Origin of the sequence: Streptomyces viridifaciens, assembly GCF_001888885.2 — a bacterium.
Taxonomy (GTDB): domain Bacteria; phylum Actinomycetota; class Actinomycetes; order Streptomycetales; family Streptomycetaceae; genus Kitasatospora; species Kitasatospora aureofaciens.
Window position 1 is genome coordinate 6,939,004 of the sequence record NZ_CP090841.1, and the last position, 23,371, is coordinate 6,962,374.

Here is a 23,371-nt window from a genome sequence, read left to right on the forward strand (position 1 = left end):
GATCCACCCGGCCGCCGGCCGAACTCGCCGAGCAGCGCGCAGTTCAGCGTGTTGAGCGACTTCACCGTGCTCGCTCAGTCGCGCGGTCCGCCGAACCAGCGGCGCAGGGCCCGGTCCAGTCCCTCCGGGTCGGAGTCCCCGGGGGCACAGGCCCAGGCGACGTACCCGTCCGGGCGCAGCAGCAGTGCGGCGGCGGGCGGCTGCGCGCAGTCGGCGGTCACCACGTCGACCCGGTCCTTCCAGCCCGCCGCCCGGTCGGCCGGGTCGAGCCCGCCGCCGCTCAGGTCGATCAGCAACGGCCGGGCGGTGCGGGCGAGTTCGGCGAGCCGCACCGCCCCGCCGGCGGTGCCGAGGGTGAGCTCCGGGACGAAGCCCCCGGCCAGCGGGTGCGGGCAGTCGGTGTCGTGGCGGACGTCGCTGCCCGCCATCAGCGCGGCGATCCGGGCGAGGTTGTCGTCGTGGGAGAGCAGTTCGCCGACCAGGGCGCGCAGTGCGGTGATCCCGGGGCCGGGGGACATCAGCGCGATCTGCGCCTGGGAGTGCATGAAGACCCGCTCGCCGACCGGGTGGCGTTCGTGCTGGTAGCTGTCCAGCAGGCCGGGCGGGGCCCAGCCGTGGACGTCGGCGGCCAGCTTCCAGCCGAGGTTGGCGGCGTCCTGCAGTCCGAGGTTGAGGCCGGGGCCGCCGGTGGCGGCGTGGACGTGGGCGGCGTCGCCCACCAGGAGGACGCGGCCGTCGCGGTAGCGCTCGGCGAGCCTGGTGTTGTGGCCGACGGTGCGCCGCGGGGTGAACGGGCCGGTGGTTCGGGCTGGCGCGAGTTCCAGGTCGGCGCCGGTGACCCGGCGGATGCTGGCGCGCAGCTCGTCCAGGGTGAGCGGGGCCTGCTGGTCCACCGGCTGGCCGCCCCACTCCAGGGTGGCGATCATGACGGCGTCCGCGTTGAAGGGGACGATGACGAACACGCCGTGGTCGGTGCGGGTGTGGGTGTAGGGGCGGAACGGGGTCGGGCAGCCGGGCAGCAGGACGTCACCGTCGTCGGTGATGCGGATGCCCTCGGGCGGCAGTACGTGGGCGATCCGGGAGACCGGGTCGGGTGAGGTGATGCCGGGGAAGCCGATCCCGGCGAGCTTGCGGACGGTGCTGCGGCCGCCGTCGGCGCCGACCAGGTAGCGGGTCCGTAGCCGTTCGGCGCCGTCGGGGCCGTGGACGTCGACGGTCACCCCGGTGGCGTCCTGGGTGAGGCCGGTGACCTCGTGGCCGCGGCGCACGGTGACGCCGAGGTCGAGGGCGCGCTCCTCCAGCACCTCCTCGATCCGATGCTGGGGCACCGGCACGGCGTGCAGCGGGTTGGCGTCGAGCCGGTGCAGTTCCAGCGGGAAGGCGCCGAACACGAAGCGTGGTACGGGCCGCGGCGCGCCCGGGGCGCCGCTGAGCGACTCGTACAGGCCGCGGTGGTCGAGCAGGCGGAGCACCTGGCCGACCAGCCCGTTGGCCTTCTGCTCGCCGGAGCGCGCGGGCAGCCGGTCCAGCACCACCGGCTGGACCCCGGCGAGCGCCAGTTCGCAGGCCAGGAACAGCCCGACCGGGCCGGCGCCGACGATGACGACGTCGTTGGTCATCTGAAATCCCCCTCTGACGGTTCATGAAGACGAAGGTTCGGGCAGCCCGGCGGCCAGCTGCCGCAGCGCCTCGGCGAACAGCGACTTGAAGGGCACCACGGGATCGGCGCTCAGGTAGTGCTCGTTGGAGACCTGCATTGCGGAGAGCGCGGCGGAGGCGACCAGCTTCGGGTAGAGGTCCCGCTCGGCGTCGGTGCCGGTCCGGGCCGCGATCGCCGCGGTGAGCTCGGCCCGGGTCCGCGCGCCGCCGCGGATCAGCTCGGCCTGGAGCGAGGGCTCGCGCAGCAGCAGCCGTACGGCGGTGACCCAGGCCGGGTCGGGCGTCTCCTCCGCGCCGTCGAAGGGCTCGACGAGTGCCTGGGTCAGCGCCTCCCACAGCGGTTCCGCCGCCGGGCGGGCCCGCAGGGCCTCGGCGGCCCGCAGGATCCGGCTGCGGTGCCGGAAGACGATCGCCTCGGCCTTGCTGGAGAAGTAGTTGTTGTAGGTGCGCGGGGACACCCCGGCCGCGGCCGCGATGTCCTCCACCCGGACGTTCTCCAGTCCCCGTTCCACGGCCAGGCGCAGCGCCGCCCAGCTCAGTGCCTCCCGCGTCGCGGCCTTCTTCCGTTCCCGCAGACCGGGCTGCCCGTTCGTCATGGCCACCACTCTGCCGGGAAAGATGCGCGCCGCGCAATAGTGCGCGGCGCGCAAGTTTTCCCCGCCTTCCGGGGCCGTGGCGAGCCGCCTGCCACCTGCGGTTCGTCGCTGGTAGTAGTTGCCTGGTCGCGGAGCGGCACCCGGTGGGGCGCCGCTCCGCAGGAATGACGGCGGGACGACTCGACAGGACTTGAGGAGCGGTCATGGGTGGCAGACAGCGTCCGCCGCGAGCGCGGAGCCCGCGACAGGGCAGGCCGGCCGGAGGCGGCCGGGTGAACTCCCGAGTGGGGGTCGCCCGGATCGAGGGCTACCTGGCCTGGGAGGCCGAGGTCGCGGCGGCCGAACGGGCCGCCCGGGCCTTCGCGGCGCAGTTCCCCTGGCTGCCGGACGCCGAGCGGGAGAACCTCGAACTGGCCTACACCGCCGACCGGTTGCGGTACGCAGAGGAGGTCGTGGACCGCGCCGTCCAGCGCTGCCGCCGACTGGCCGCGCGCTACCGCGCCGAGTGCCGCCGGATCTGCACCCGCTGGGCGGCGCTCTGCCTGTCCGCCACCATCGTGGCGGCGATGCTCGCCGTCCTCCCGGCGGCCCTGCGGCTCTGAGCGCCACCAGGACGTGCCCGCGGTACGACGGGGCCCGCTGCGCCGGCAACGGCACAGCGGGCCCCGTCGTACCGGGACGGGGATCAGTGGTGGCCGTGGCCGCTGCTGATCTCCGCGTGCTCCTCGGCGGTGGGCTTGGCGATCTGGCTGCCCTCGCCGTAGAGGCCGCGGGACAGCTTGGCCCGGGTGCGGGTCCACAGACCGGCCCGGCGGACCACGCCGTTCTCGTCCACCTCGGGCTCCAGCACGATCGGCTCGGGCTGCTCGTGCGCGGTGAGGGTGTACAGCCGGCCCTGGGGCAGCGGCGCGTGCACCTCGACGTACTCGCCGTGCTGCAGCCGGTTGATGACGCCGGTCTCCCGGCCGTGCAGCACCTTCTCCTTGTCGCGGCGCTGCAGGCCCAGGCACCACCGCTTGGTGATCACGAAGAGGACCACCGGCACGGCGAAGAAGCCGGCCCGCACCGCGTAGGTGATCGCGTTGATCGACAGGTGGAAGTGGGTCGCCAGGAGGTCGTTGCCGCCGCCGGCCAGCAGGATCGCATAGAGGCCCATCCAGGCCACGCCGAAGGCGGTGCGGACCGGGTGGTTGCGCGGACGGTCGGCGATGTGGTGCTCGCCGCGGTCCCCGGTGACCCAGGCCTCCAGGAACGGCCAGCACCAGATGGCCAGCAGCACGGTCGGGAAGACGACCAGCGGGATGAACACTCCGAGGTTCAGGGTGTGGCCGCCCCAGACGCTGATCTCCCAGCCCGGCATCACCCGGATCAGGCCCTCGGAGAAGCCCATGTACCAGTCGGGTTGGGCGTCGGTCGACACCTGGTCGGGCCGGTACGGGCCGTAGGCCCAGATCGGGTTGATCGTGGCGATCGCCGACATGAACGCGATGACGCCGAAGACCAGGAAGAAGAAGCCGCCGGCCTTGGCCATGTAGACCGGCATCAGCGGCATGCCCACCACGTTGTCGTTGGTGCGGCCGGCCCCGGCGAACTGGGTGTGCTTGTGGTAGAAGACCAGGATCAGGTGCGCCGCGAGCAAACCGACCATGATCCCCGGGATCAGCAGCACGTGGACGGTGAACAGCCGCGGGATGATGACGAATCCGGGGAACTGTCCGCCGAAGATGAAGAACTGCAGGTAGCTGCCGACGATCGGGATCGCCAGGATCGCACCCTCCATGAAGCGGATGCCGGTGCCGGACAGCAGGTCGTCGGGCAGCGAGTAGCCCATGAAACCGTCGAACATGCCGAGGAACAGCAGCAGCGCCCCGAAGACCCAGTTGATCTCGCGCGGCTTGCGGAACGCGCCGGTGAAGAAGACGCGCATCATGTGGGTCAGCATCGAGGCGATGAAGACGACGGCCGCCCAGTGGTGGATCTGGCGCATCAGCAGGCCGCCGCGGATGTCGAAGCTGATGTCGACGGTGGAGGCGTACGCCAGCGACATCTGGATGCCCTTGAGCGGGACGTACTTCCCGTCGTAGACGACCTCGGCCATGCTCGGCTGGAAGAACATGGTCAGCCAGACACCGGTCAGGATGATGATGACGAAGGTGTAGAGCGCGATCTCGCCCAGCATGAAGGACCAGTGGTCCGGGAAGATCTTGCGCAGGTTGGACTTGGCCAGGGCGTAGATGCCGAGCCTGCCGTCCGTCCAGTCGGCGAAGGCTTCGGCCTTGTTGGCCGGCTTGCTGCGGCTGCTGGTCACCCGTCCGGGCTGCGAGTGCAGTTCGGTGCTCACGACGGGCTCCCCGGCGTTCCCGGCGTGCCGTGGCGGAGGCCCGCCGGCGGGAACGCCGGCCGACGAAGTGTTGTGATCATGGGACCTCTCGATACGGGCCCGCCGGGCGGACCGGCGCACGGACCTGGGCGGTTCGCTGGACCCGTTGCTCAGGGTGATGGGGCGCTTACTCTGTCATGCTGTCGGCAGGGGGCCGACTGTGCACGTCCATCGGGCCGTCCGGCCGCGCGTGTCGGGCCGGACGGGGGCGCCGACGCCCGATCGGCTGGCCCTCGGCCGGCGCAACGGGGGCGATGCTGCGCTCGGGTGCAGCTGGGGCGTGTCGGTGCGCGCGGCGTCCGGGCGCCGCGAGGGTGTGGGCCTACGCTGCGCCAATGGCGGATGACCGTGAACTCTTCGAGGACGTCACCGAGGCCCTGGCCCGCGCCGGGTTCGACACCGCTCCGGGTGCCTCGCCCCTGTCGATCGGCCCCCACCCCGAGGGTGTGGTGGTCGGCTGGTCCCCGGGTGAAGAGCCGGACGGACCGCCGTCCGGCCTGGCGCGGGCGGCGGTGACCGGGGCGGCCGCGCTCGTCCTTCGGGAACGGGGCTTCCTGGTCACCGAGACGGGGGAGGGGTGCCTGCTGGTGCGCTGCGCCGAACCGGTGACGGTCCCTCCGGAGGCGGAGGCCGAGGCGGCGCCCGAGCAGTGGTGGGGGTGACGAAGATCTCCCCCGGGTGGTGCCGGCGCGAGGAGTTGACCGTCGCATGGGTGTTCCCATACCGAACCCTTACCTGAACGCGGGGTGCAGTTGACCGCGGTGGCTCTAAGGTTTGCCTAAGCTAAGCGAAACGCCCTGGACCTCCGGTCCGGGGCGTTCGCCGTGCCCGTTCCGCCGGCACCCCCCGGCGGGGCGGCCGAGGACAGGTACAACCCGGGGCGGCCCGGGGGAGGAGCCCGCTGCATGTGGGATGAGGCGTTTCCCAGCTTCCTGATCGGGCTGCGCGAAGGGCTCGAAGCCGGCCTGATCGTGTCGATCCTGGTCGCCACGCTGGTCCGGGCCGGGCAGAAGGGCCGGCTGCCCCAGGTGTGGACGGGCGTCGCGGCGGCCGTCGCGCTCAGCCTCAGCTTCGGCGCGGTGCTCACCTTCACCGCCGCCAACCTCTCCGGCCACGCCCAGGAGGCGTTCGGCGGAGTGCTGAGCCTGATCGCCGTCGGCTTCGTCACCGCGATGGTGTTCTGGATGCGCCGCTCGGCGCGCACCCTCTCCGCCGACCTGAAGGAGAAGGTCCAGGCCTCGCTGACGATGGGCGCGGGGGCACTGGTGTTCACCAGCTTCCTCGCGGTCGCCCGCGAGGGACTGGAGACCTCGCTCTTCCTGTGGACCAACGCGCGCACCGCCGGGGAGTCCACCGGCCCGCTGATCGGCGCCGCCGTCGGCCTGCTGCTTTCGGTGGGGCTGTGCTGGGGCCTGTACCGGCGGGCCCTGAAGATGAACCTCACCAAGTTCTTCACCATCACCGGCGCGGGCCTGATCGTCGTCGCCGCGGGCGTGCTCGGCTACGGCCTGCGCGACCTCCAGGAGTCCGGGCTGGTCGGCGGCGGCAGCACGTACGCCTTCGACCTGAGCGGGCACCTGGACGCCTCCTCCTGGTACGCCACGCTGGTCCAGGGGACCCTCAACCTGACCGTCACCATGACGGTCCTCCAGGTCGTCGGGTACATCGCCTACCTGAGCATCGTGATGACCCTCTTCGTCGAGGGCGTGCGCGGCGGCAAGGCGGCCCCGGCGGCCGCTCCCGCCGTGGCGAAGCCGTCGGAGGCCGCGAAGCCGGAGGCCGTGAAGCCGGTGGGCGCCGGCCGTCCGCGCTGGGTGCTGCCGACCGCGGTGATCGCCGTCCCGGTCGTGGTGGCCGGCGCGGTGATCGCCGTCAGCGACGGCAAGCAGGACGGCTCCGCCACCGTCGCGGTCTCCGAGAAGGAGTGCGGCAAGGGCTTCGGCAGCCCCCAGCCCGGCCAGCAGGTGTTCCAGATGCACAACACCGGCGACAAGGTCTCCGAGGTCTACCTGGTCAACCCGGGCAGCGGCGCCGTCTACGGCGAGATCGAGGGCCTCGCCCCCGGCACCACCCGCGCGCTCACCGCCACCATCGGCTCCGGCGACTACGCCTGGCGCTGCGTGCCCACCGGCGGAACGTCCGTCACCTCCGCCACCGTGCACGTCACCGGCGGCGCCGAGGTCAAGGCCGTCAAGCCGGTCTCCGAGGACGACCTCAAGGCCCCGCTGGACAGCTACAAGGACTACGTCAACAAGGGCCTCGCGACCCTGATGACGCAGACCCAGAAGATCCAGGCCGACGTACGGGCCGGCGACCTCGCCACCGCCAAGGCCGACTGGCTCACCGCCCACCTGCAGTACGCCTCGCTCGGCGCCGCCTACGGCACCTTCGCAGACCTCGACAAGAAGATCGACGGCCGCCCCGACGGCTACGCCGACAAGGAGCAGGACCCGGGCTTCACCGGCTTCCTGCGCCTGGAGTACGGCCTGTGGCACGGCCGGTCCGCCGCCGACCTGACGCCCGTCGCCGACGAGCTCGCCCAGAACGTCGCCAAGCTGGTGCACGACTTCCCCGGCCAGGACTTCGACCCGGGCGACCTGCCGCTGCGCGCCCACGAGATCCTGGAGAACACCCTCCAGTTCGAGCTGACCGGCGACACCGACATGGGCAGCGGCACCAGCCTGGCCACCACCCAGGCCAACCTGGCCGGCACCCAGGAGCTGCTGACCCTGCTGCAGCCGCTGCTCGACGAGCGCGACCCGCAGGTGCTGGTCCGGGTCAACGCCGGGATGAAGCGGGTCGGCGACCTGGTCGCCGCCGCCCGCACCGCCGACGGCTGGACCCCGCTGGACAAGCTGCCCGCCGACACGCGGCGCCAGCTGAACGGAGCCACCGGCCAGCTGCTCGAAGACCTCTCGCCCGTCCCCGCCCTGCTCGAGATCCGGAAGGCCGCCTGATGACCGACCACACCGCAGCCGCCGGCTCCTGCCCGTTCCCGCACGCCGCAGCCGCTGCCGCCGCTGCCGAGCCGGTCGTCGAGCAGGGCGCCTGCCCGGCCGGTCCGGCCCGCCGCAGCTTCGTCCGGGCCGCGCTCGGCGCGGGCGCCGGGGCCGCCGTCCTCGCCGGTGGGGCGTTCGGCCTGGGCGCCGAGCCGGCCGCCGCCGGGGACACCCACCAGACGAAGTCCGGCGCCGTCCCGTTCCACGGCGACCACCAGGCCGGGATCACCACCCCGGCCCCCGGCTACGCTGCCTTCGTCTCCTGCCAGGTGATCGCCCAGGACCGCAAGGGCCTGGAGGACCTGTTCAGGACCCTGACCGAGCGGATCCGCTTCCTCACCGCCGGCGGCACCCCGCCCGACCTCGGCGTCGGCGCCCCGCCGTCCGACAGCGGCATCCTCGGCCCCGTCGTGCCCACCGACAACCTCACCGTCACCGTCGGCGTCGGTGCCTCGCTGTTCGACGACCGCTTCGGCCTCGCCAAGGCCAAGCCGGTCAAGCTGACGCCGATGAAGACCTTCCCCAACGACAACCTCCGGGCCGACGAGCTGCACGGCGACCTCTCGCTGCAGATCTGCGCCGACCGGCAGGACACCGTGCTGCACGCGCTGCGCGACATCACCCGGCACACCCGCGGCGGGATGCAGATCCTCTGGCGGATAGACGGCTTCCAGAACCAGTCCCGCCCGGACGGCGCCCAGCGCAACCTGCTCGGCTTCAAGGACGGCATAGTCAACCCGGACACCACCTCCACCCGGGAGATGGACCGGCTGATCTGGGTCAACGACGGCATGGGCGAGCCCGCCTGGGCGACCGGCGGCAGCTACCAGGTGATCCGGATCATCCGGATGCTGATCGAGTTCTGGGACCGGGTCAAGCTCAGCGAGCAGGAGAAGATGTTCGGCCGCCGCCGCGACACCGGCGCGCCGCTGGACGGCCACCAGGAGAACGACGCGCCGGACTACGGCAAGGACCCGGACGGCAAGGCGATCCCGCTCAACGCGCACATCCGCCTGGCCAACCCGCGCACCGCCGACACCGACACCTCGCGCATCCTGCGCCGCGGCTTCAACTACGACCGGGGCGTCGACAAGGCGGGCAACCTGGACATGGGCCTGGTGTTCTGCTGCTACCAGCAGGACGTGGTGCGGCAGTTCGAGGCCACCCAGACCCGGCTGATCGACGAGCCACTGGTGGACTACATCTCGCCGACCGGCGGCGGGTACTTCTTCGTCCTGCCCGGCGTGAAGGACGACGCCGACTGGCTGGGGCGGGGGCTGCTGGCCGCCGTCTGAGGTCTGAGGTCCTGAGGTGACGTCGCCAGGGGCCGGGGTACCGGTTCGGCGGTGTTCGTACAGCCGGTCCGGGGCGATCCGGGCCACGGACGGCAGGAAGCCCGCATCCGGGTCGTCGGGCCTCGCCGGGCCCGCGAGGACGGCCCGGCAGCCCGGGTGGAACAGCTGCTCCGGCCCCAGGGCCGGGTGCACTTCGCGGACGGTCACGAGGGCCTCGCGCACCTGGGCCCGACCGGCCCGCTCCGCCAACCGCAGGACCGCCAGGTAGGCGACCCGCTCGCGCACGTGCGGGCAGCCGAGTCCATCGGCGCGGGCGAAGTGCCGTGCGGCCCGGTCCAGGCCGCCGTCCTCGGGCTGCTACGGCCCGGTGGGGGCGTCCTCGGCCCGGGCCCGGACGGCGACGCCGAGTCGCCACGCCGCGATGTCGCGGTAGCGGATCGGCCCGGGGCCGCGGCCGATGTTGCTGCCGACGAGGTGCAGGCGTTCGGCCTGCCACGGCCGGCCCACGAACCCGCTCAGCCCGGCTGCGGCCCGCGGCACGCTGTCCGGGTCGTCCCGGCGGGCCCGGGCCAGCGTCAGGTGCGGGCGCAGCGGTCGGTCCCTGAACCCGATCCCGCAGGACGTCACCACCTCCCGGACGGCGGCGGCGAGCCGGTGCAGCCCCTCCAGGTCGCCGTCGATCCCGCTCCACAGCAGCCGCTCGTCGAAGTGGCCGCCGCCCCGCAGGCCCAGCCGCAGGGCGGGACACGACGCGACCGGACCGGCCAGGGCCGCCTGCAGGGGCGGAACCACGGCGGACGGCTGCTCGCCGAGGAAGGCCAGGGTGATGTGCCAGTCCTCGATCCGGTTCCACCGCAGCCGCGGGTACCCGGCGTAGGCCGGCTGCAGGGCCCGGCCCAGTTCGTCCTTGGCGTCGTCGGGCGGAGCCAGGGCCACGAAGAGGCGCCGGGTCGGGGGTTCCGGGTGATCGTGCACGAGGGATTTCTAGCACTCCGGAACCGGCCGCCGACGAGGGCGTGATCCGAAAGACACGCCCTCGCGCCCGCCCCGGCCGGTCGATGGTCGTCAGTCGCCGAGGGTGAAGCCGATCACGGCGCCGCCGCCCTTGCGGTTGGCGGCGAAGGCGGTGCCGCCGTGGGAGCGGGCCACCTCGGCGACGATGGCCAGGCCCAGGCCCGAACCGGGGAGGCTGCGGGCGGCGGTGGCGCGGTAGAAGCGGTCGAAGATCCGGTCGAGGTCGGCCGCGTCGACGCCCGGCCCGCGGTCGCGGACCTCGACCCGCTGGCCGCGCGCCACCACCTCGATCGGGGACGTCCCGGCCGGGTCGAACTTGGCCGCGTTGTCCAGCAGGTTGTTCACCGCGCGGGCCAGCGCGTCCGGGCGGGCGATGACGACCGTGCCGTCCGTGTCCACGGTGATCTCCCGGTCGCTGCGCCGACGGGCCTGGGCGGCGGCCTCGTGCACCACCTCCGCGAGCACCACCTCGACCGGGTCCTCGTCCGCCTTGCGGTCGGCCGCGAGCGCCACCAGCTCCTCCACCAGCTCGGTCAACTCCCGGGCCTCCTCGGAGAGGTCGGCGAGCAGGGCGGCGCGCTCGGCGGGCGGCAGCCGGTCGATGCTGGGCAGCACCGAGAGGTTGGTGCGCAGACTGGTCAGCGGGGTGCGCAGCTCGTGCCCGGCGTCCTGGACGAGTCGGCGCTGGTTCTCCTTGGCGGTGGCGAGGCGGACCAGCATCCGGTCGAAGGCGCGGCCGAGCCGGCCCACCTCGTCCGTCCCGGCGGCCGGCACCGGGACGTCCAACCGGCCGCTGGAGGCGACCAGTTCGGCGGCATCGGTGAGCCGGACCAGCCGGCCGGTGATCCGTCCGGCGACCAGCCAGCCGGCCCCGCCCGCCACCAGCACGACGGCGGCCACCACGGCCACCATCTGGGTGCGCAGCCGCGCCAGCAGCAGCTCGACGTCGTCGAGTCGCTGCACGACCTGGACGGCCCCGCGGCCGCCGCCGAGCGAGACCACCCCCACCCGCCAGGTGGCGCCGGGGAGGTCGCACTCGTAGGTCACCGTCCGGGCGGGGGCCTCGGCGTGGGCGAGCGCGCGCTCGTCCGGGGTGGTGGGCAGGACGACGCGGGAGGTGCCCGGGAGGACGGCCCCGCTGGAGTCGAGGGCCTGCGCGGTGACCCGGATCGGGTGCAGCAGCTGCTCACCCAGCCCGCTCGGGCCGTTGAAGTCCCCCGGGTACAGCTTCTCGCGCTCGACCTGGCCGCTCACCGCGTGGACGGCGGAGTTGAAGTCGTCCGCTTCGTCGTCCCGGATCAGGGCGGCGGCGGCGCGGTAGCCGAGCGTGCCGATCAGCACCGCGACCAGCGCCGCCATCGCCGCGAAGGCGAGCGAGAGGGTGGTGCGCAGGCCCGGGCGGGGCAGGCGGGGGCGGCGGACCGCGGGGCCGGTCACGGCTCGCGCAGCGTGTAGCCGACGCCGCGGACGGTGTGGATCAGCGGGGCGAGGCCGGGGCGGTCGAGCTTGCGCCGCAGGTAGCCGATGAACACCGCGAGGTTCTTCGAGCCGGGGCCGAAGTCGTAGCCCCAGATCCGCTCGTACAGGGTGGTCTGGTCGAGGACGGCGCCGGCGTTGCGGGTGAGCAGCTCCAGCAGGTCGAACTCGGTGCGGGACAGCTCCAGTTCGCGTCCGCTGCGCCAGGCCCGGCGGGCGGGCGGCTCGACCCGCAGGTCGGCGACGGTCAGCACGTCCTCCGGGGTGTCGGCCGGGGGGTTGCGACGCAGCAGGGCGCGCAGCCGGGCGAACAGCTCGTCCACGTCGAAGGGTTTGACCAGGTAGTCGTCGGCCCCGGCGTCGAGCCCGGCGATCCGGTCCGGGACCTCGACCCGGGCGGTGAGCATCAGCACCGGGGTGCGGTCCCCGGCGGCGCGCAGCCGGCGGCAGACCTCCAGGCCGTCCGGGGCCGGCATCATCACGTCGAGCACCAGGACGTCGGGGCGCTGCTCGGCGAGGACGGCGAGGGTCTGGGTGCCGTCAGCGGCTATCCGCACCCGGTAGCCCTCGAGCGTCAGGGCTCGGGTGAGCGAGTCGCGGATGGCGCGGTCGTCCTCGGCGATCAGCACGGTGTGGGTCATGGGGGAGATTCTCCCTGGCGTGCTCACGGCAGTGGAGAGCGGGGCGCGGGGTTCCTGCCCGCCGCGGGTTTCGCGCTCTGCTTCGTGGGCGTACGGTGGCCACACGGTGGTGTCCCGCCGGGTGTGCCGCCGGTCCGTGTCAGCACGTCCCGCCGGAGGCCGCGATGGCAGAGCGGATGGCCTTCCTCACCACCCCGCGCACGGAGCGGGAGCGGCGCGACGCGCGGGAGCGGCTGGGGGACCGGCGGGAGGTGTACCGGCCGGGGGCCCTGCTGCCGGTGGTGGGCGGGCAGGCGGCGCGCTGTATGGACTGCGGACTGCCGTTCTGCCACGCGGCCTGCCCGCTGGGGAACCTGGTGCCGGAGTGGAACCGACTGGCGGCGGACGGGGGCTGGCGGGCCGCCGCCGCCCGGCTGCTGGCCACGAACAACTTCCCGGAGTTCACCGGGCGGCTCTGCCCGGCGCCGTGCGAGAGCGCCTGCGTGCTGGCGATCGACGGGGCCGCGGTGACGATCAAGAACGTGGAGCTGGCGATCGCCGACCGGGCCTTGGAAGAGGGCTGGGACGGGCCGTTGCCGCCGGAACGGCGGGGTGCCGTCCGGCGGGTGGCGGTGATCGGCTCGGGCCCGGCCGGGCTGGCCGCCGCCCAGCAGCTGACCCGGGCCGGGCACGCGACCACGGTCTACGAGCGGGCCGACCGCGCGGGCGGGCTGCTGCGCTACGGGATCCCGCCGTTCCGGCTGGAGAAGCACCGGCTGGACCGGCGGCTCGACCAACTGCGGTCCGAGGGAACCGAGTTCCGTACCGGGGTGTGGGCCGGGCGGGACGTCACGGGGGAGTGGCTGCGGGCCGAGTACGACGCGGTGGTGGTCGCGGTGGGCGCGACCGCCCACCGGGAACCGGCCGTGCCCGGGCGCCGGCTGCCCGGGGTGCATCCGGCGATGGAGTACCTGACCTGGGCGAACCGGGTGGACGAGGGGGACCTCGCGAACTCGCCGCTGTCCGCGGAGGGCAGGCGGGTGGTGATCGTCGGCGGCGGGGACACCGCGGCCGACTGCCTGGGGACGGCGCTGCGCCAGGGCGCGGCCGCGGTCACCCAGTTCGACATCAACCCGCGCCCGCCGCGGCGCCGGGCGCCGGGGCAGCCCTGGCCGGTCCACCCGAAGGTGTACCGGGTGACCACCTCGCACGAGGAGGCGGGGGCGGTGGCGGGAGGTCCGGAGCCGTCGGCGGAGGACGGCCGGGTGTTCGAGGCGGTGACGGTCGGGTTCGAGCCGGGGCCGGACGGGCAGCTGGCGGCCGTCCGCTTCGCCTCGTGCGCGGAGGGCGGGCGTGAGGCCCGGGCGGGCACCGAGCGGGTGCTGCCGGCGCAGCTGGCGCTGCTCGCGCTGGGCTTCAGCGGGCCGGAGCCGGACCAGCCGCTGTTCGCCCAACTCGGCCTGGCCGTCGGGCCGGAGGGCGTGCTGGAGCGGGACGACGGGTTCGGCACCGCCACCGAGGGGGTGTTCGTCGCCGGGGACGCCGGGCGGGGCCAGTCACTGATCGTCTGGGCGATCGCCGAGGGCCGGTCGGCGGCCGCCGCGGTGGACCGCTACCTGCGCGGACGGACCGAACTCCCGGCGCCGGTGGGGGCGTCGGCGCGGGCGCTCACGCCGTGAGGGCGGGGGCGCCCGCGCCGGGCGGTCCGGGGTCAGCCGAGGCGTACGTCAGTTGAGGAAGGGGGTCGGCCGGGGCCTGGGCTCAGTTGAGGCCGGGTCGGCTGGGACCTGGGGCCTGCTGAGGCCGGGTCGGCTGGGGCCTGGGGCCTGCTGAGGCCGGGGCTCAGCCGAGGCCGAGGACCGAGAGGGCGGTGGTCCAGTCGGTGGCGATGGCCTGCTGGGCGGGCACCAGGTTCACCTGGTGGTTGCAGACGGCGCGGTAGAGCTTGTACTCCACGGTGTCCTTGTCGGTGGAGGACAGGCCGCTCGTGCCGGTGGCGTAGCGCGGCTCGGGCCAGAGGTTGTTCGGGTCGGTCGGGTTGCCGCCGAGCGACAGCGGGATGAAGTGGTCCTCCTCGTAGTCCGCCGTGCTGGTGTCGTCGTAGCCGTACTGGGCGATCTGCTGGACCTTCAGGCGGTTGGTGTACGTGGTGGACGGGCGGATCGAGGTGCTGTAGCCCGCGACGCAGATGGTGGAGTCGATGGTGTCCTGGGTGACGTCCGGGTTGGTGGCGCCGGGGGTGCAGGACGGGTCGGGCAGCGGCAGGTAGGCCTGGGAGCAGGTCGCGTCGAGGGCGGCGCGGGTGTGCGCGGCGGCGGTGGGGGCGGCGTGCGCGGTACCGGCGGTCGCGAGGGCGGCCGCGGCGAGCATCACGGTGGCGACGGCGGGGGCGATGCGGTGGGCACGAAGCATGTGGGGAGCTCCCTGTCACGGGCCCGGCGCGGGGTGCCGGGCGGTGTGTGTCCATGTCACCATCTGCGGGTCTATGCGAGTAGACAGGGGACGGTGAATATCTCACAAAGTGTCAGTCAACGTTCTCGCAGGAAGATTTCGCTTGACGCGGACGCGGACGCGGGAGACGGGCGAGTGAGCGGGCGGGCGGGCAGGCGTGTGCGTGGTGAAGAGGCGTGTGGTGGGGCCGCCCGCCGGTGCGCACCTCCGCGCGACCCGCGGTGCGCCACGAGCCGTCGCCCGCGTCGGGTGCCCGTCGCGACCAGGGGTAGGTGCCGGGCAGCAGACGACGGAGGGGGCCGCCATGACCGACCGACTTCCCGGGGTGCCCGCGCAGCCACCGGCGTCCACGGTCGCGTCCACGCCGGCGTCCACCGTCGCGTCCACGCCGACGTTCATGTCGGCGTCGGCGTCGGCGCCGACGGCCGTGGCGTGCCTGCCGGTACCGCCCGTGCCGCCGTGGTCGGGCGGTGCTCAGCCGCCGGTGCTGGGGCAGGCGGCCCGCAGCATCCCGAAAGCCACCCTCGTCGCGGTGAAGGTGGACGGCCCGCCGCGCAGCCCCGGCTTCGTCGAACACGCCTACCTGCGCAGGCTCGGTCTCCGGCCGGACGAAGTGGCCGCGCTGCGCGGGCGGTTGACGGCCGAGCTGCCCTGGGAGCTGCTCGCCGCCTCCGCCGCCGACCCCGGCGACCGACCGCTGCGGGCCGCCGTACTGGCCGCCGCGCACGGCCCCGCGCTGCGGGCGCTCGGCGGCGAGCTGGAGGGGTTGCGCCGGGCGGACGCCACGGCCGAGGGGCGGACCCGGGCCGGGCGGGCCGCCGCCGCGAACGCCGCGTACGACCACAACGCGGCCGTCGAGCCGCTCGGCATGCTGAACCTGGAGCGCCTGGAGATGGCCCCGGCCGGGATCGAGCGCGGCGAACTGGTCGCCACCGTCCCGCTGGCGCCGCTGGAGGAGACCGCCGTCACCCAGAAGGAGTGGTCCGTCACCTCCAAGGAGTTCAGCTCGATCGTCACCGACTCGCTGGAGAACGTCAGCGAGACCGGCGTCACCGACAACACCGAGCTCGCCCAGTCCACCACCAACCAGCTCCAGCACAGCAACCAGTTCAACGTCACCGGCACCGTCTCCGGCGGCATCTCGCTGATCTCCGGCTCCGCCAGCTCCGGGATGACGAGCCAGAGCGCCGACTCGCAGTCCGCCACGGACAGCCGCAAGCACGCCACCGCGATCACCCAGAAGGCCTCCGCGCGCACCAAGCAGGAGCACAAGGTCACCATCACGACCACCACCGTGACCGGCTCCTCGGAGACCACCACCCGCACCCTCAGGAACGCCAGCCCCACCGACGCCGTCCGGATCGACTACTTCAGCATGATGCGCAAGTGGCGGGTGCGGCTCTACCGCTCAGGGCTGCGGCTGACGTACGACCTGGCGATCCCCGAACCGGCCGGTGCGCTGCGCCAGTCGTACGCCGAACTAGCGGCGCTGGAGGCGCGGTTGGGGCCGTTCCGGTTCGATGTTCCGCACTCCGACATCACCGAGGAGGTCCGCGCCGGGGAGAACCAGGCGCACTACCTGGTGCTCGCCGAGCGGTACGGCGCCGCGGTGCCGCTCGCCCCCGGCCCGCACCCGGACATCCACGTCAACGTCACAGCCCCGAACAACGACGGCGCCGCCATCTTCGACGCGCCGCCGCTCAACGTCCCGGACCGGTACTGGATCAAGAACCTGCAGTTCCGGTTCACCTCGGAGAGCCGCACCGGCGACTACAACTACAACCTCAAGGTGCTCGGCAGCAGCATCCCCGAATGGAACGAGCCGTTCGGCACCCATGGCCCGGTCGACCTCGCCGACCCGGTCAACGGCGCCCTGCTGGCGCACGCGAGCGGGCCCTGCACGGTGAGCTTCCACCTGGTCAACAACCGGCAGACCTGGCTCAGCCTGACCGCCGTCGTCGAACCCACCGACGAGGCGCGACGGCAGTGGCAGAACGACGTCTGGGCGGCGCTGTTCAACGCCGCCCAGACCAAGTACTACGCCGAACAGCAGGACCTCGCCGCCCGCGCCGCCGCGCTGCGCGAACGCCTCAACGGCGTGGACACCCTCACCCTCCGGCGCGAGGAGAGCGACGAGATCATGAAGGGCGTGCTGCGCTTCCTGCTCGGGGCGGACTACCACCTGATGCCGTCCGAGGTGGTGGACGCCTTCAAGGCCTCGGTCGGCAACGACCCCGACCGGTTGGGCCGCGGCGCGGGCTTCCCCGGTGACGACACCGGCTCGCTCGGGACGAGCTCCGCGGCCTGGGCGGCGGTGCTCGGGCACGAGGCGGAGGTGGCCTTCGTCAACCAGGCCATCGAGTGGGAGAACGTGGTCACCTTCCTCTACTCCTACTTCTGGGACGCGCCCGCCGCCTGGCCCTTCGTCAGCCGGATCAGCCACCCCGACGCCAACCGGCAGGCATTCCTGCGGGCGGGCAGCGCCCGGGTGGTGCTCACCGTGCGCAAGGGGTGGGAGGAGGCCTGGGTGCGGTTCGCCGAGGGAGGCTTCCGCGGTGCCCCGCTGCCCGCCGACCACCCGTACCTGACGATCGCCCGGGAGATCGCCGCCTACGACGACCGCAACTATCCGGGCATCCCGCCGGCCAACCCGGGCAGCAGCTCCCTGCTGTTGGAGGACGAGGTGGTGACCACCTGTGCGGCCGTGGTCCAGCCGGCGGCCGGGGGAGCGCCGGTGCTGGTGCCGGTCGCCTCCAGCGAGGGTTTCGACCCGGGCACCGTGGCGGTCGTGGACGAGTACGACGACCGGCGGATCCAGGAGAACGCCACGGTCGTACGGGTGCCGGACGACGGCCACCTGCTGCTGTCCGGGCTGGCCCACCGGCACGACGGCAGTTTGACGCCGTTCCCGGTCCGCCGCCCCGGCCACCGGGGCACGCTGATCGCGAAGTGGAACGAGTACACGCCGACCTCGGGCACGGACATCGCGGTGAGCAGCCCGTTGAAGGACATCGCATGAGTTTCCTGAGGGACCAGGACACCTGCCTGCTGCTGGGCAAGGCGCGCGAGGAGCCGTCGACGGTCTTCGAGTACCTGGCCGCCGAGCTGTGGGTGCGCCACCACTTCGGGGTGGAGTTCGACGCCCGGCCCGGCGCGACCTGGGTGACCTTCCAGCTCGACCGGATCGCGGAGTGGTGGGGCACGCCCGGCCGGGAACGGCTCGGCCCCGGGGAGGCGCTGCCGTACGGGCGGCTCACCGCCCAGCCGCAGGACCCGGTGCTGCGGATGGTGCTCCAGGTGCTGTCGGAGGACCTGCGCAACACCTTCCCCACGGCCAAGGTCGACGCGATCAAGCGGATGTTGAAGGACCGCAGCACCCCGGCGGTCAAGCTGGTCAAGGCCGTCCGCGAACTCACCCCGGGCGGTGCGCTCAAGCCGGACCTGCTCGGCCTGCAGGACCACGTCCCCGAACTGCGGATGGAGGCACTGGAGGTCGGGACGGAGGGCGGCGCCCTCGACACCTACCGCGAACTCCAGGGGAAGATAGCGGTGTTGCGTGACCCGTGCGGCCGGGTGATCGAGAACCGGCTGGTCGCCATGCAGCGCACCGCGCTCCAGCAGCTGCCGTACTCGGTGGTCGCCGCCGGCACCGACTGGCGGCTCGGGGCCGGGCTGAAGATCCTGCCGATGCCGGTCAACGTCACCGAACAGAACGGCGAGACGTACGTCGACTGGATCTGCTACTGGCCCACCGACCGGGCCGAGTTCCGCGAGTACCCGCGGCCGGCCAACGGGCGTCCGGGATACGACGGGCTGGTGCTGTACCACATCCACCGGGTGCCGCTGCGGGCGGTGCAACTGCCCGACAGGATCCGGGAGGCGATGCTCAACCTGGTACGGGCCCGGCTGCGGCCGGCCCCGCTCGGGCCCACGTTGGTCCCCGAGCTGGCGGTGACGATCGAGCGCGACCGGCGGCTGTTCACCCCCGAGGGCGAGCTGTTCCTGGCCGGGCTCGGCGCGGTCGGGCTGCTGGCCCTCGGGGTGTGGGCGGCGCTGGGCACGGGCGTGGTGACCGGGCTGGGGGTGGTGGCCAAGGGCGGCCTGGTCGCCGCGGCGAACGCGCCCGAGCTGTTCGTCGGGGCGCTCGCCGCGGCGGCCCGGCTCGCGGACCAACTGTGGTCGGTGATATCCCAGTTGGGCTACCTGTTGCCGACCTTCGGGTAGCGGGCGGGTGGTTCTGGTTCTGGTTGTGGTTGTGGATGTGGATGTGGTGTCGGTGGTGCGGGACTGCGAGCTCAGCGGGGCGGCCGCAGGGCGAACACGTCCGGGGCCTGGTTGGTGTCGCCCGGGACGAGGGTGCCGTCCTCCGAGGTGAACACCACCGTGGTGCCGCGGTCGTCGACGTACGGGTCGTACGAGGCGCCGGCGGACTGCGAGCCGTCGGCCGCGAGGCTGACCCGCTCGGTGCGGCCGCTGCGCAGGTCGCGCCGGAAGACGTCGCCGGCGCCGTTGGTGTCGCCGGGCACCAGGTTGGCGGCCGTGGAGTCGAAGTAGGTCCAGCGGCCGTCGGCCGTCATCCGGCCGTTGAGGGAGTCGCCGGTGGTCGTCGTCCCGGGCAGGCCGGCGCTGACCAGGGTCTCGGTGCCCTTCGCCAAGTCCCGCACGTACACCTCGAAGTGGTGGTCCGGCCAGTTGTCGCCGTGCTGCACCCAGGCCGAGTAGACGGCGTAGCGGCCGTCCGCGCTGAGCGAGGGGTAGTCCGCTCCGCGCCAGCCGTTCTTGCCGTCCGGGCTGGCCAGGGTGGTCTCCTCGGAGCGCAGGTCGCGGACGTACAGCGGGTAGAGGTGCGGCTTGAGCAGCTGCGGGCGGTCGGCGGAGCGGGGCGACCCGGGGCTCCGGAGGGAGTCACGGACGAACTGCTCGTCGGACTCCTGGTCGGACTCGGCGCCGAGCCGGGTGGCGGCGTCCGGCGAGAGCGCCCCGGGTCGGTCGGGGGCGATGATGTTGGTCGCCTTGGAGATGAAGGCGACGGTCCCGCCGTCGGCGCTGATCACCGGGGAGGCGGAGGAGCCGTTCGCCTCCTTGCCGTCCGCGCCGGTGCTGACCAGGCGGTTCTCCCCGGTCCTCAGGTCGTGGACGTAGATGTTGGCGCCCTGCCAGGTGACCGTGCCGGGGGCCAGGTCGGAGCGGTTGGACTGGAAGGCGATGTAGCGGCCGTCCCGGCTGATCGAGGGGTGGCCGGAGAACTTGTCCTTCTGCGGTTGGCCGGGCTCCTCTCCGACGGAGACGAGGGTGGTCTCGCCGGTCCGGCGGTCGTGGACGTAGACGTCGTCGGACCCGAGGTTGGCGCCGGGCACCAGGTTGGTGGCGGAGGAACTGAACGCGACATAGCGGCCGTCGGCGCTGATGGCGGCCTCGAAGGAGGCTCCGTCGGCCTGGACGCCGTCCGGGCCGGTGTCGACCCGCTCGGTGCGGCCGGTCCGCAGGTCGCGGACGAAGACGTCGCTCTTGCCGTTGGTGTCGCCGGGGACGAGGTTGGCGGCCGTCGAGGTGAAGGCGGCGTAGCGGCCGTCGGCGCTCAGGCCGGCGGCGTGCGAGGCGCCGTCGGGCTGCGCCTGGCCGAGGCCGACGGAGACCCGCTCGGTGCCCGGCGTTCGGTGACGGCCGGGGTCGGCCTGGGCGGCCTGGGTGCCGGTCAGCGCGAGGGCGGCGGCCGCGCCGAGCGCACAGGCGGCGCGCAGCAGGCGCCGGTGTGTCGGTGTGGTGCGGGTGGATGTGGTGCGGGTCGGTGTGGTGCGTGCGTGGGTCATCTGATCCCCTCCCCTGGGAACGGCCGGGCCGCGTCGACGATGGCGTCTGGTGGCGTCCGTTCCGGTGACGTCGGGCTCCCCGGCGGCCGGCTCGTGGGTGAGCCAACCGTCGGGTGGTGCTGGTGGTCAACGGTGGTTCGTACGGAACGACGTATTCACGTCAACGGGCCGGGCGTGCGCGCGGGGGCGCCCCGCCGGACAGGGCCCGGGCTTGCTAGCATCCCGCGACACATGCTTGATGAGAGGTCGTGCGGGATGGATTCGGGCGGGCGGACGGAGACGGTGGAGCTCCGCTTCACACCGACGGCCGGAGACTTCCGGGCGGCCTTCGCGGCCCGCGCCCGGGGCACGGTGGCCGGGCGCGCCGCCCGGAGGACGACGAACCTGCTCGCCGGGTGCGCCGCGTTCACCGGGACCGGCGCGGTGCTGACCGCGGCGGCCAACGGCGTGGTCCGGCCACCGGCCGTGGTGATGCTCGTGCTTGCCCTGCTGGTACTGGGAATGCCCTGGCTGCGGGGGTGGCAGGCGCGGCGGCTCGCGGCGGGCAAGGGTGAGTTCCGGGTCCTGGTGGACGCGGCGGGGATGACCGTCACCAATGCGGTGTCCAGCACCGTGCTCGGCTGGCGGGAGCTGCCCGACCACCTGGAGACGCCCGAGCTGTTCGTGTTGCTCGGCGGGAACGAGCGGACGCCCACGCTGACCGTGCTGCCCAAGCGCGGCACGGACGATTCCGGCCGCCTCGGCGAGCTGATCGCCCGGCATTCCTCGGCGCTTCCGCAGGAGCTACCGACGGCATTTCCGACGGCATTTCCGAAGGCGTCTCCGAAAGCGCCTCGGAAGGGCTGAGCGGGCGATCACGGAGCGGGCTCCGGGGCGGGGGCAGAGGCGGACCCCGGGACCACCTCCGCTCGGTGCGCCCGCTGGTCGTAGCGCCAGAGCGCGGGGAGTGCGGCGGCCAGGACGGAGCTGCCGCCCAGGCAGGGCAGGCCGCCGGTGCGCAGCGCGGCCCGGATGCCCTGGCCGGCGGCGAGGCCGCCGGCCCGCAGGTCGCCGAGGGCGGGCCCGGCGGAGCCGGTCAACAGCTCCAGACCGGCGGCGGGGCCGCGGAGTTCGTCCGGAACGGACCGGTTCCAGATCGCGCTGCGGAAGGTGTCGCCGATCCAGTGGCTGCCGCCCGCAACGGCCAGGCAGAGCAGTGCGGCCCACAGGTCGGGGGCGAAGGCGGCCGCGGCGGTGGGCAGTGCCGACCAGGGCGGCGGAGAGCAGGACAAGCCGTCCGTGCCGGTGCACTCGCCCGGTCTAGCCGCCGGTGCCGGCCGCGACCAGGCTGCCGGCCGCGGACGCGGATTATAGCAGGCCGAAGGCCGAGCACCCAGGGGGCGGCCAACTCCTCGGCCGGGAACGGGAACAGGGCGGTGGGCAGGGCGAAACGGTGGCGGCGAGGTCGGCCAGGCAGGTGCCCAGCAGGTCGGGCCGGCGTGCCACGTCCGGGTGCCCCGGCGAACTCGCGCAGCGGCGGCGCCCCGGCGTCCCGCGCCGAGGGGACGGGGCGGACGTGGGCGAGCAGGGCGATCGACAGCAGGAAGGTGCCGAGGCCGACCAGGTACGCGGCCGGTGCGCCGGCGGTCGCGATCAGCAGTACGGCGGCCGCGGGCGCGGCCACCCCGCCGATGCTCCGGCGCAGCGAGAGCAGTGCTCCGGCCGCCACCAGCTGATCCGGTGGTACCAGTCGCGGGACCATCGCCTCCAGCGAGGGCTGTTGGAGGCCCTGAACGGCGGCGGCCAGGGCCGTGGCGAGGTAGAGCGGTCAGACGGCGGGCGTGCCGATCAGGGGCGTTGGCCAGCAGCAGGGTACTGAGCACGGTGAGCGCGACCTCGGTGGCCAGGGCGACGGTACGGCGGTCGGCGCGGTCGGCGAGCACTCCGCCGTAGAGGCCGAAGAGGACGGTGGGCACGAGTTCGACCGCGCCGACGGCGCCCGCGGCGGGCGGCGAGCCGGTGAGGTCGGCGATCTGCAGCGGGATCGCCGTCATGGTGAAGACCGAGGCGATGCTCGCCGAGGCGCTCCCGCCCGACCGCGAGCCGGATCCGGAGCACTGGCCCGAGTGGACCGCCGCCGACGCCCGTGCCAAGCGCACCGCCCTGCTCGCCTACCGCGACGGCGCCCGGGTGCGCGCCGGAACCCTGCCCACCGAAGACGAACTCCCGGCCATCGAAGCCCAGTTGAGCGCGCTCGGCCGGGCCGGGCCGCGGCCGCGCACCGCGCTGCGGCTGCTGCTGACCGTCGACCGGTCCATCATGGGCTGGGTCACCGAGGAGCAGGCCTGGCGACGGGACGCCGCGGAGCGCGCCCGGCCGCCGTTCCCGGACGAGGCCCTGCGCGACCTGCCACTGCTCAGCGAGGCCGCCGACGTACTGCGGATGACCGACCACGACGCCGACTTCGACTACGGGCTGCAGGCTACGGGCTGCGGGTGCTGACCGAGGGGTTTCGGGCGGAGGTCGCGCGGGAGGCGGGGCCGGCCCCGGGGTGAGGGGGATGGGCTAGCGTGTGCGCCATGACCACCCTTGATGCCCGCACCACGGCCCTGGTGCTGATCGACCTGATGGACCGGATCGTCGCCCGCCAGCTCGCTCCGCACACCGGCTCGGAGGTCGTGACGGCCTCGTTGAAGCTCGCCGAGGACTTCCGCGCCGCCGGCGCGCCCGTCGTCGCGGTGCGGGTCGAGCGGCCGGGTGTCGCCGAGCAGCCGCCCGGCAGCGAGCTGACGGCCGAGGTGGAGGCGGCGGCCGACGAGGTCGTGGTGAAGCGCACCATCGGCGCCTTCGAGGACACCGGGCTGCACGAACTGCTCCAGGCCCGCGGCGTGGAGACCCTGGTCTTCACCGGGATCGCCACCAACCTCGGCGTGGAGTCCAGCGCCCGCGCGGCCGCCGACCGCGGCTACCGGCTGGTCTTCGTCGAGGACGCGATGACCGGGCTGACCGAGGCGGAGCACCGGGCCTCGGTGGACCTGAACTTCCCGCGGCTGGGAGAGGTCGTGGCCTCGGCGGACCTGCGGCTGGGTTAG

The 23,371-nt window shown here is 73.6% G+C and carries 20 protein-coding genes; 11 read left to right on the forward strand and 9 right to left on the reverse strand.

Features of this window, described 5'->3' with window-relative positions; translation table 11 throughout:
* Positions 1-74 precede the first annotated feature (74 nt).
* Together BOQ63_RS38280 and BOQ63_RS38285 are read right to left on the reverse strand one after the other, a co-directional pair.
* On the reverse strand, positions 75-1,619 hold the full coding sequence (locus BOQ63_RS38280) for an FAD-dependent monooxygenase (RefSeq protein ID WP_072655826.1): 1,545 nt from the start codon (positions 1,617-1,619) through the stop codon (positions 75-77).
* Between the two features lie 21 nt (positions 1,620-1,640).
* The gene (locus BOQ63_RS38285; protein WP_030285190.1) at positions 1,641-2,255 is read right to left on the reverse strand and encodes an acyl-CoA-like ligand-binding transcription factor; all 615 of its coding nucleotides are present in this window, start codon (positions 2,253-2,255) and stop codon (positions 1,641-1,643) included.
* A 272-nt stretch (positions 2,256-2,527) separates the two neighbouring features.
* Here BOQ63_RS38285 and BOQ63_RS38290 point away from each other — a divergent pair, with 272 nt between their 5' ends.
* Positions 2,528-2,857, forward strand: coding sequence for a hypothetical protein (locus BOQ63_RS38290; RefSeq protein ID WP_072655827.1), 330 nt, complete (start codon positions 2,528-2,530; stop codon positions 2,855-2,857).
* 83 nt (positions 2,858-2,940) lie between these two features.
* Here the strand turns inward: BOQ63_RS38290 and qcrB are convergent, their stop codons facing one another.
* The gene (gene qcrB, locus BOQ63_RS38295; protein ID WP_030285194.1) at positions 2,941-4,563 is read right to left on the reverse strand and encodes a cytochrome bc1 complex cytochrome b subunit; all 1,623 of its coding nucleotides are present in this window, start codon (positions 4,561-4,563) and stop codon (positions 2,941-2,943) included.
* Positions 4,564-4,970: 407 nt separating this feature from the next.
* Here qcrB and BOQ63_RS38300 point away from each other — a divergent pair, with 407 nt between their 5' ends.
* The 3 genes from BOQ63_RS38300 (at position 4,971) to efeB (ending at position 8,929) form a co-directional block, all read left to right on the forward strand.
* Positions 4,971-5,297, forward strand: coding sequence for a hypothetical protein (locus BOQ63_RS38300; RefSeq protein ID WP_030285197.1), 327 nt, complete (start codon positions 4,971-4,973; stop codon positions 5,295-5,297).
* Positions 5,298-5,540: 243 nt separating this feature from the next.
* Complete coding sequence (gene efeU, locus BOQ63_RS38305) at positions 5,541-7,592, forward strand: iron uptake transporter permease EfeU (RefSeq protein WP_150476285.1); 2,052 nt, start codon at positions 5,541-5,543, stop codon at positions 7,590-7,592.
* On the forward strand, positions 7,592-8,929 hold the full coding sequence (efeB, locus tag BOQ63_RS38310; protein WP_030550146.1) for an iron uptake transporter deferrochelatase/peroxidase subunit: 1,338 nt from the start codon (positions 7,592-7,594) through the stop codon (positions 8,927-8,929). Before efeU ends, efeB begins: the two co-directional genes overlap by 1 nt.
* A gap of 357 nt (positions 8,930-9,286) precedes the next feature.
* Here efeB and thpR read toward each other — a convergent pair whose 3' ends face one another.
* The 3 genes from thpR to BOQ63_RS38325 form a co-directional block, all read right to left on the reverse strand.
* On the reverse strand, positions 9,287-9,904 hold the full coding sequence (gene thpR / locus BOQ63_RS38315) for an RNA 2',3'-cyclic phosphodiesterase (protein WP_030550148.1): 618 nt from the start codon (positions 9,902-9,904) through the stop codon (positions 9,287-9,289).
* A 90-nt stretch (positions 9,905-9,994) separates the two neighbouring features.
* Positions 9,995-11,380, reverse strand: a complete 1,386-nt coding sequence (locus BOQ63_RS38320) for a HAMP domain-containing sensor histidine kinase (RefSeq protein WP_030550150.1) — start codon at positions 11,378-11,380, stop codon at positions 9,995-9,997.
* Positions 11,377-12,060, reverse strand: coding sequence for a response regulator transcription factor (locus BOQ63_RS38325; RefSeq protein ID WP_030285208.1), 684 nt, complete (start codon positions 12,058-12,060; stop codon positions 11,377-11,379). Before BOQ63_RS38325 ends, BOQ63_RS38320 begins: the two co-directional genes overlap by 4 nt.
* A gap of 164 nt (positions 12,061-12,224) precedes the next feature.
* Here BOQ63_RS38325 and BOQ63_RS38330 point away from each other — a divergent pair, with 164 nt between their 5' ends.
* Entirely contained in the window at positions 12,225-13,718 is a 1,494-nt protein-coding gene (locus BOQ63_RS38330; protein ID WP_150476286.1) for a glutamate synthase subunit beta, read from the forward strand.
* Positions 13,719-13,881: 163 nt separating this feature from the next.
* Here the strand turns inward: BOQ63_RS38330 and BOQ63_RS38335 are convergent, their stop codons facing one another.
* The gene (locus tag BOQ63_RS38335; RefSeq protein WP_030285211.1) at positions 13,882-14,451 is read right to left on the reverse strand and encodes a hypothetical protein; all 570 of its coding nucleotides are present in this window, start codon (positions 14,449-14,451) and stop codon (positions 13,882-13,884) included.
* 343 nt (positions 14,452-14,794) lie between these two features.
* On the opposite strand from BOQ63_RS38335, the gene BOQ63_RS38340 reads away from it, so the two are divergent.
* The gene (locus BOQ63_RS38340) at positions 14,795-17,509 is read left to right on the forward strand and encodes a hypothetical protein (RefSeq protein ID WP_150476287.1); all 2,715 of its coding nucleotides are present in this window, start codon (positions 14,795-14,797) and stop codon (positions 17,507-17,509) included.
* A complete protein-coding gene (locus BOQ63_RS38345; RefSeq protein ID WP_072655829.1) occupies positions 17,506-18,714 on the forward strand; it encodes a hypothetical protein in 1,209 nt (402 codons plus the stop codon). Before BOQ63_RS38340 ends, BOQ63_RS38345 begins: the two co-directional genes overlap by 4 nt.
* Before the next feature lie 71 nt (positions 18,715-18,785).
* On the opposite strand, the gene BOQ63_RS38350 is transcribed toward BOQ63_RS38345, so the two are convergent.
* On the reverse strand, positions 18,786-20,300 hold the full coding sequence (locus BOQ63_RS38350; RefSeq protein WP_150476288.1) for a TolB family protein: 1,515 nt from the start codon (positions 20,298-20,300) through the stop codon (positions 18,786-18,788).
* 255 nt (positions 20,301-20,555) lie between these two features.
* Here BOQ63_RS38350 and BOQ63_RS38355 point away from each other — a divergent pair, with 255 nt between their 5' ends.
* Positions 20,556-21,146 carry a hypothetical protein gene (locus BOQ63_RS38355; protein WP_499504786.1) on the forward strand — a complete coding sequence of 197 codons (591 nt, stop codon included), beginning with the start codon at positions 20,556-20,558 and terminating at the stop codon, positions 21,144-21,146.
* An 8-nt stretch (positions 21,147-21,154) separates the two neighbouring features.
* On the opposite strand, the gene BOQ63_RS38360 is transcribed toward BOQ63_RS38355, so the two are convergent.
* Complete coding sequence (locus BOQ63_RS38360) at positions 21,155-21,571, reverse strand: MFS transporter (protein WP_223886165.1); 417 nt, start codon at positions 21,569-21,571, stop codon at positions 21,155-21,157.
* Between the two features lie 207 nt (positions 21,572-21,778).
* Between BOQ63_RS38360 and BOQ63_RS38365 the strand changes: the two genes are divergently transcribed.
* The 3 genes from BOQ63_RS38365 to BOQ63_RS38375 all read left to right on the forward strand — a co-directional run bounded on the left by BOQ63_RS38365 (position 21,779) and on the right by BOQ63_RS38375 (position 23,371).
* Positions 21,779-22,015 carry a hypothetical protein gene (locus BOQ63_RS38365; protein ID WP_318299391.1) on the forward strand — a complete coding sequence of 79 codons (237 nt, stop codon included), beginning with the start codon at positions 21,779-21,781 and terminating at the stop codon, positions 22,013-22,015.
* A gap of 232 nt (positions 22,016-22,247) precedes the next feature.
* Positions 22,248-22,781, forward strand: a complete 534-nt coding sequence (locus BOQ63_RS38370) for a TetR/AcrR family transcriptional regulator C-terminal domain-containing protein (RefSeq protein WP_072655833.1) — start codon at positions 22,248-22,250, stop codon at positions 22,779-22,781.
* 77 nt (positions 22,782-22,858) lie between these two features.
* Complete coding sequence (locus BOQ63_RS38375; protein ID WP_030285216.1) at positions 22,859-23,371, forward strand: isochorismatase family protein; 513 nt, start codon at positions 22,859-22,861, stop codon at positions 23,369-23,371.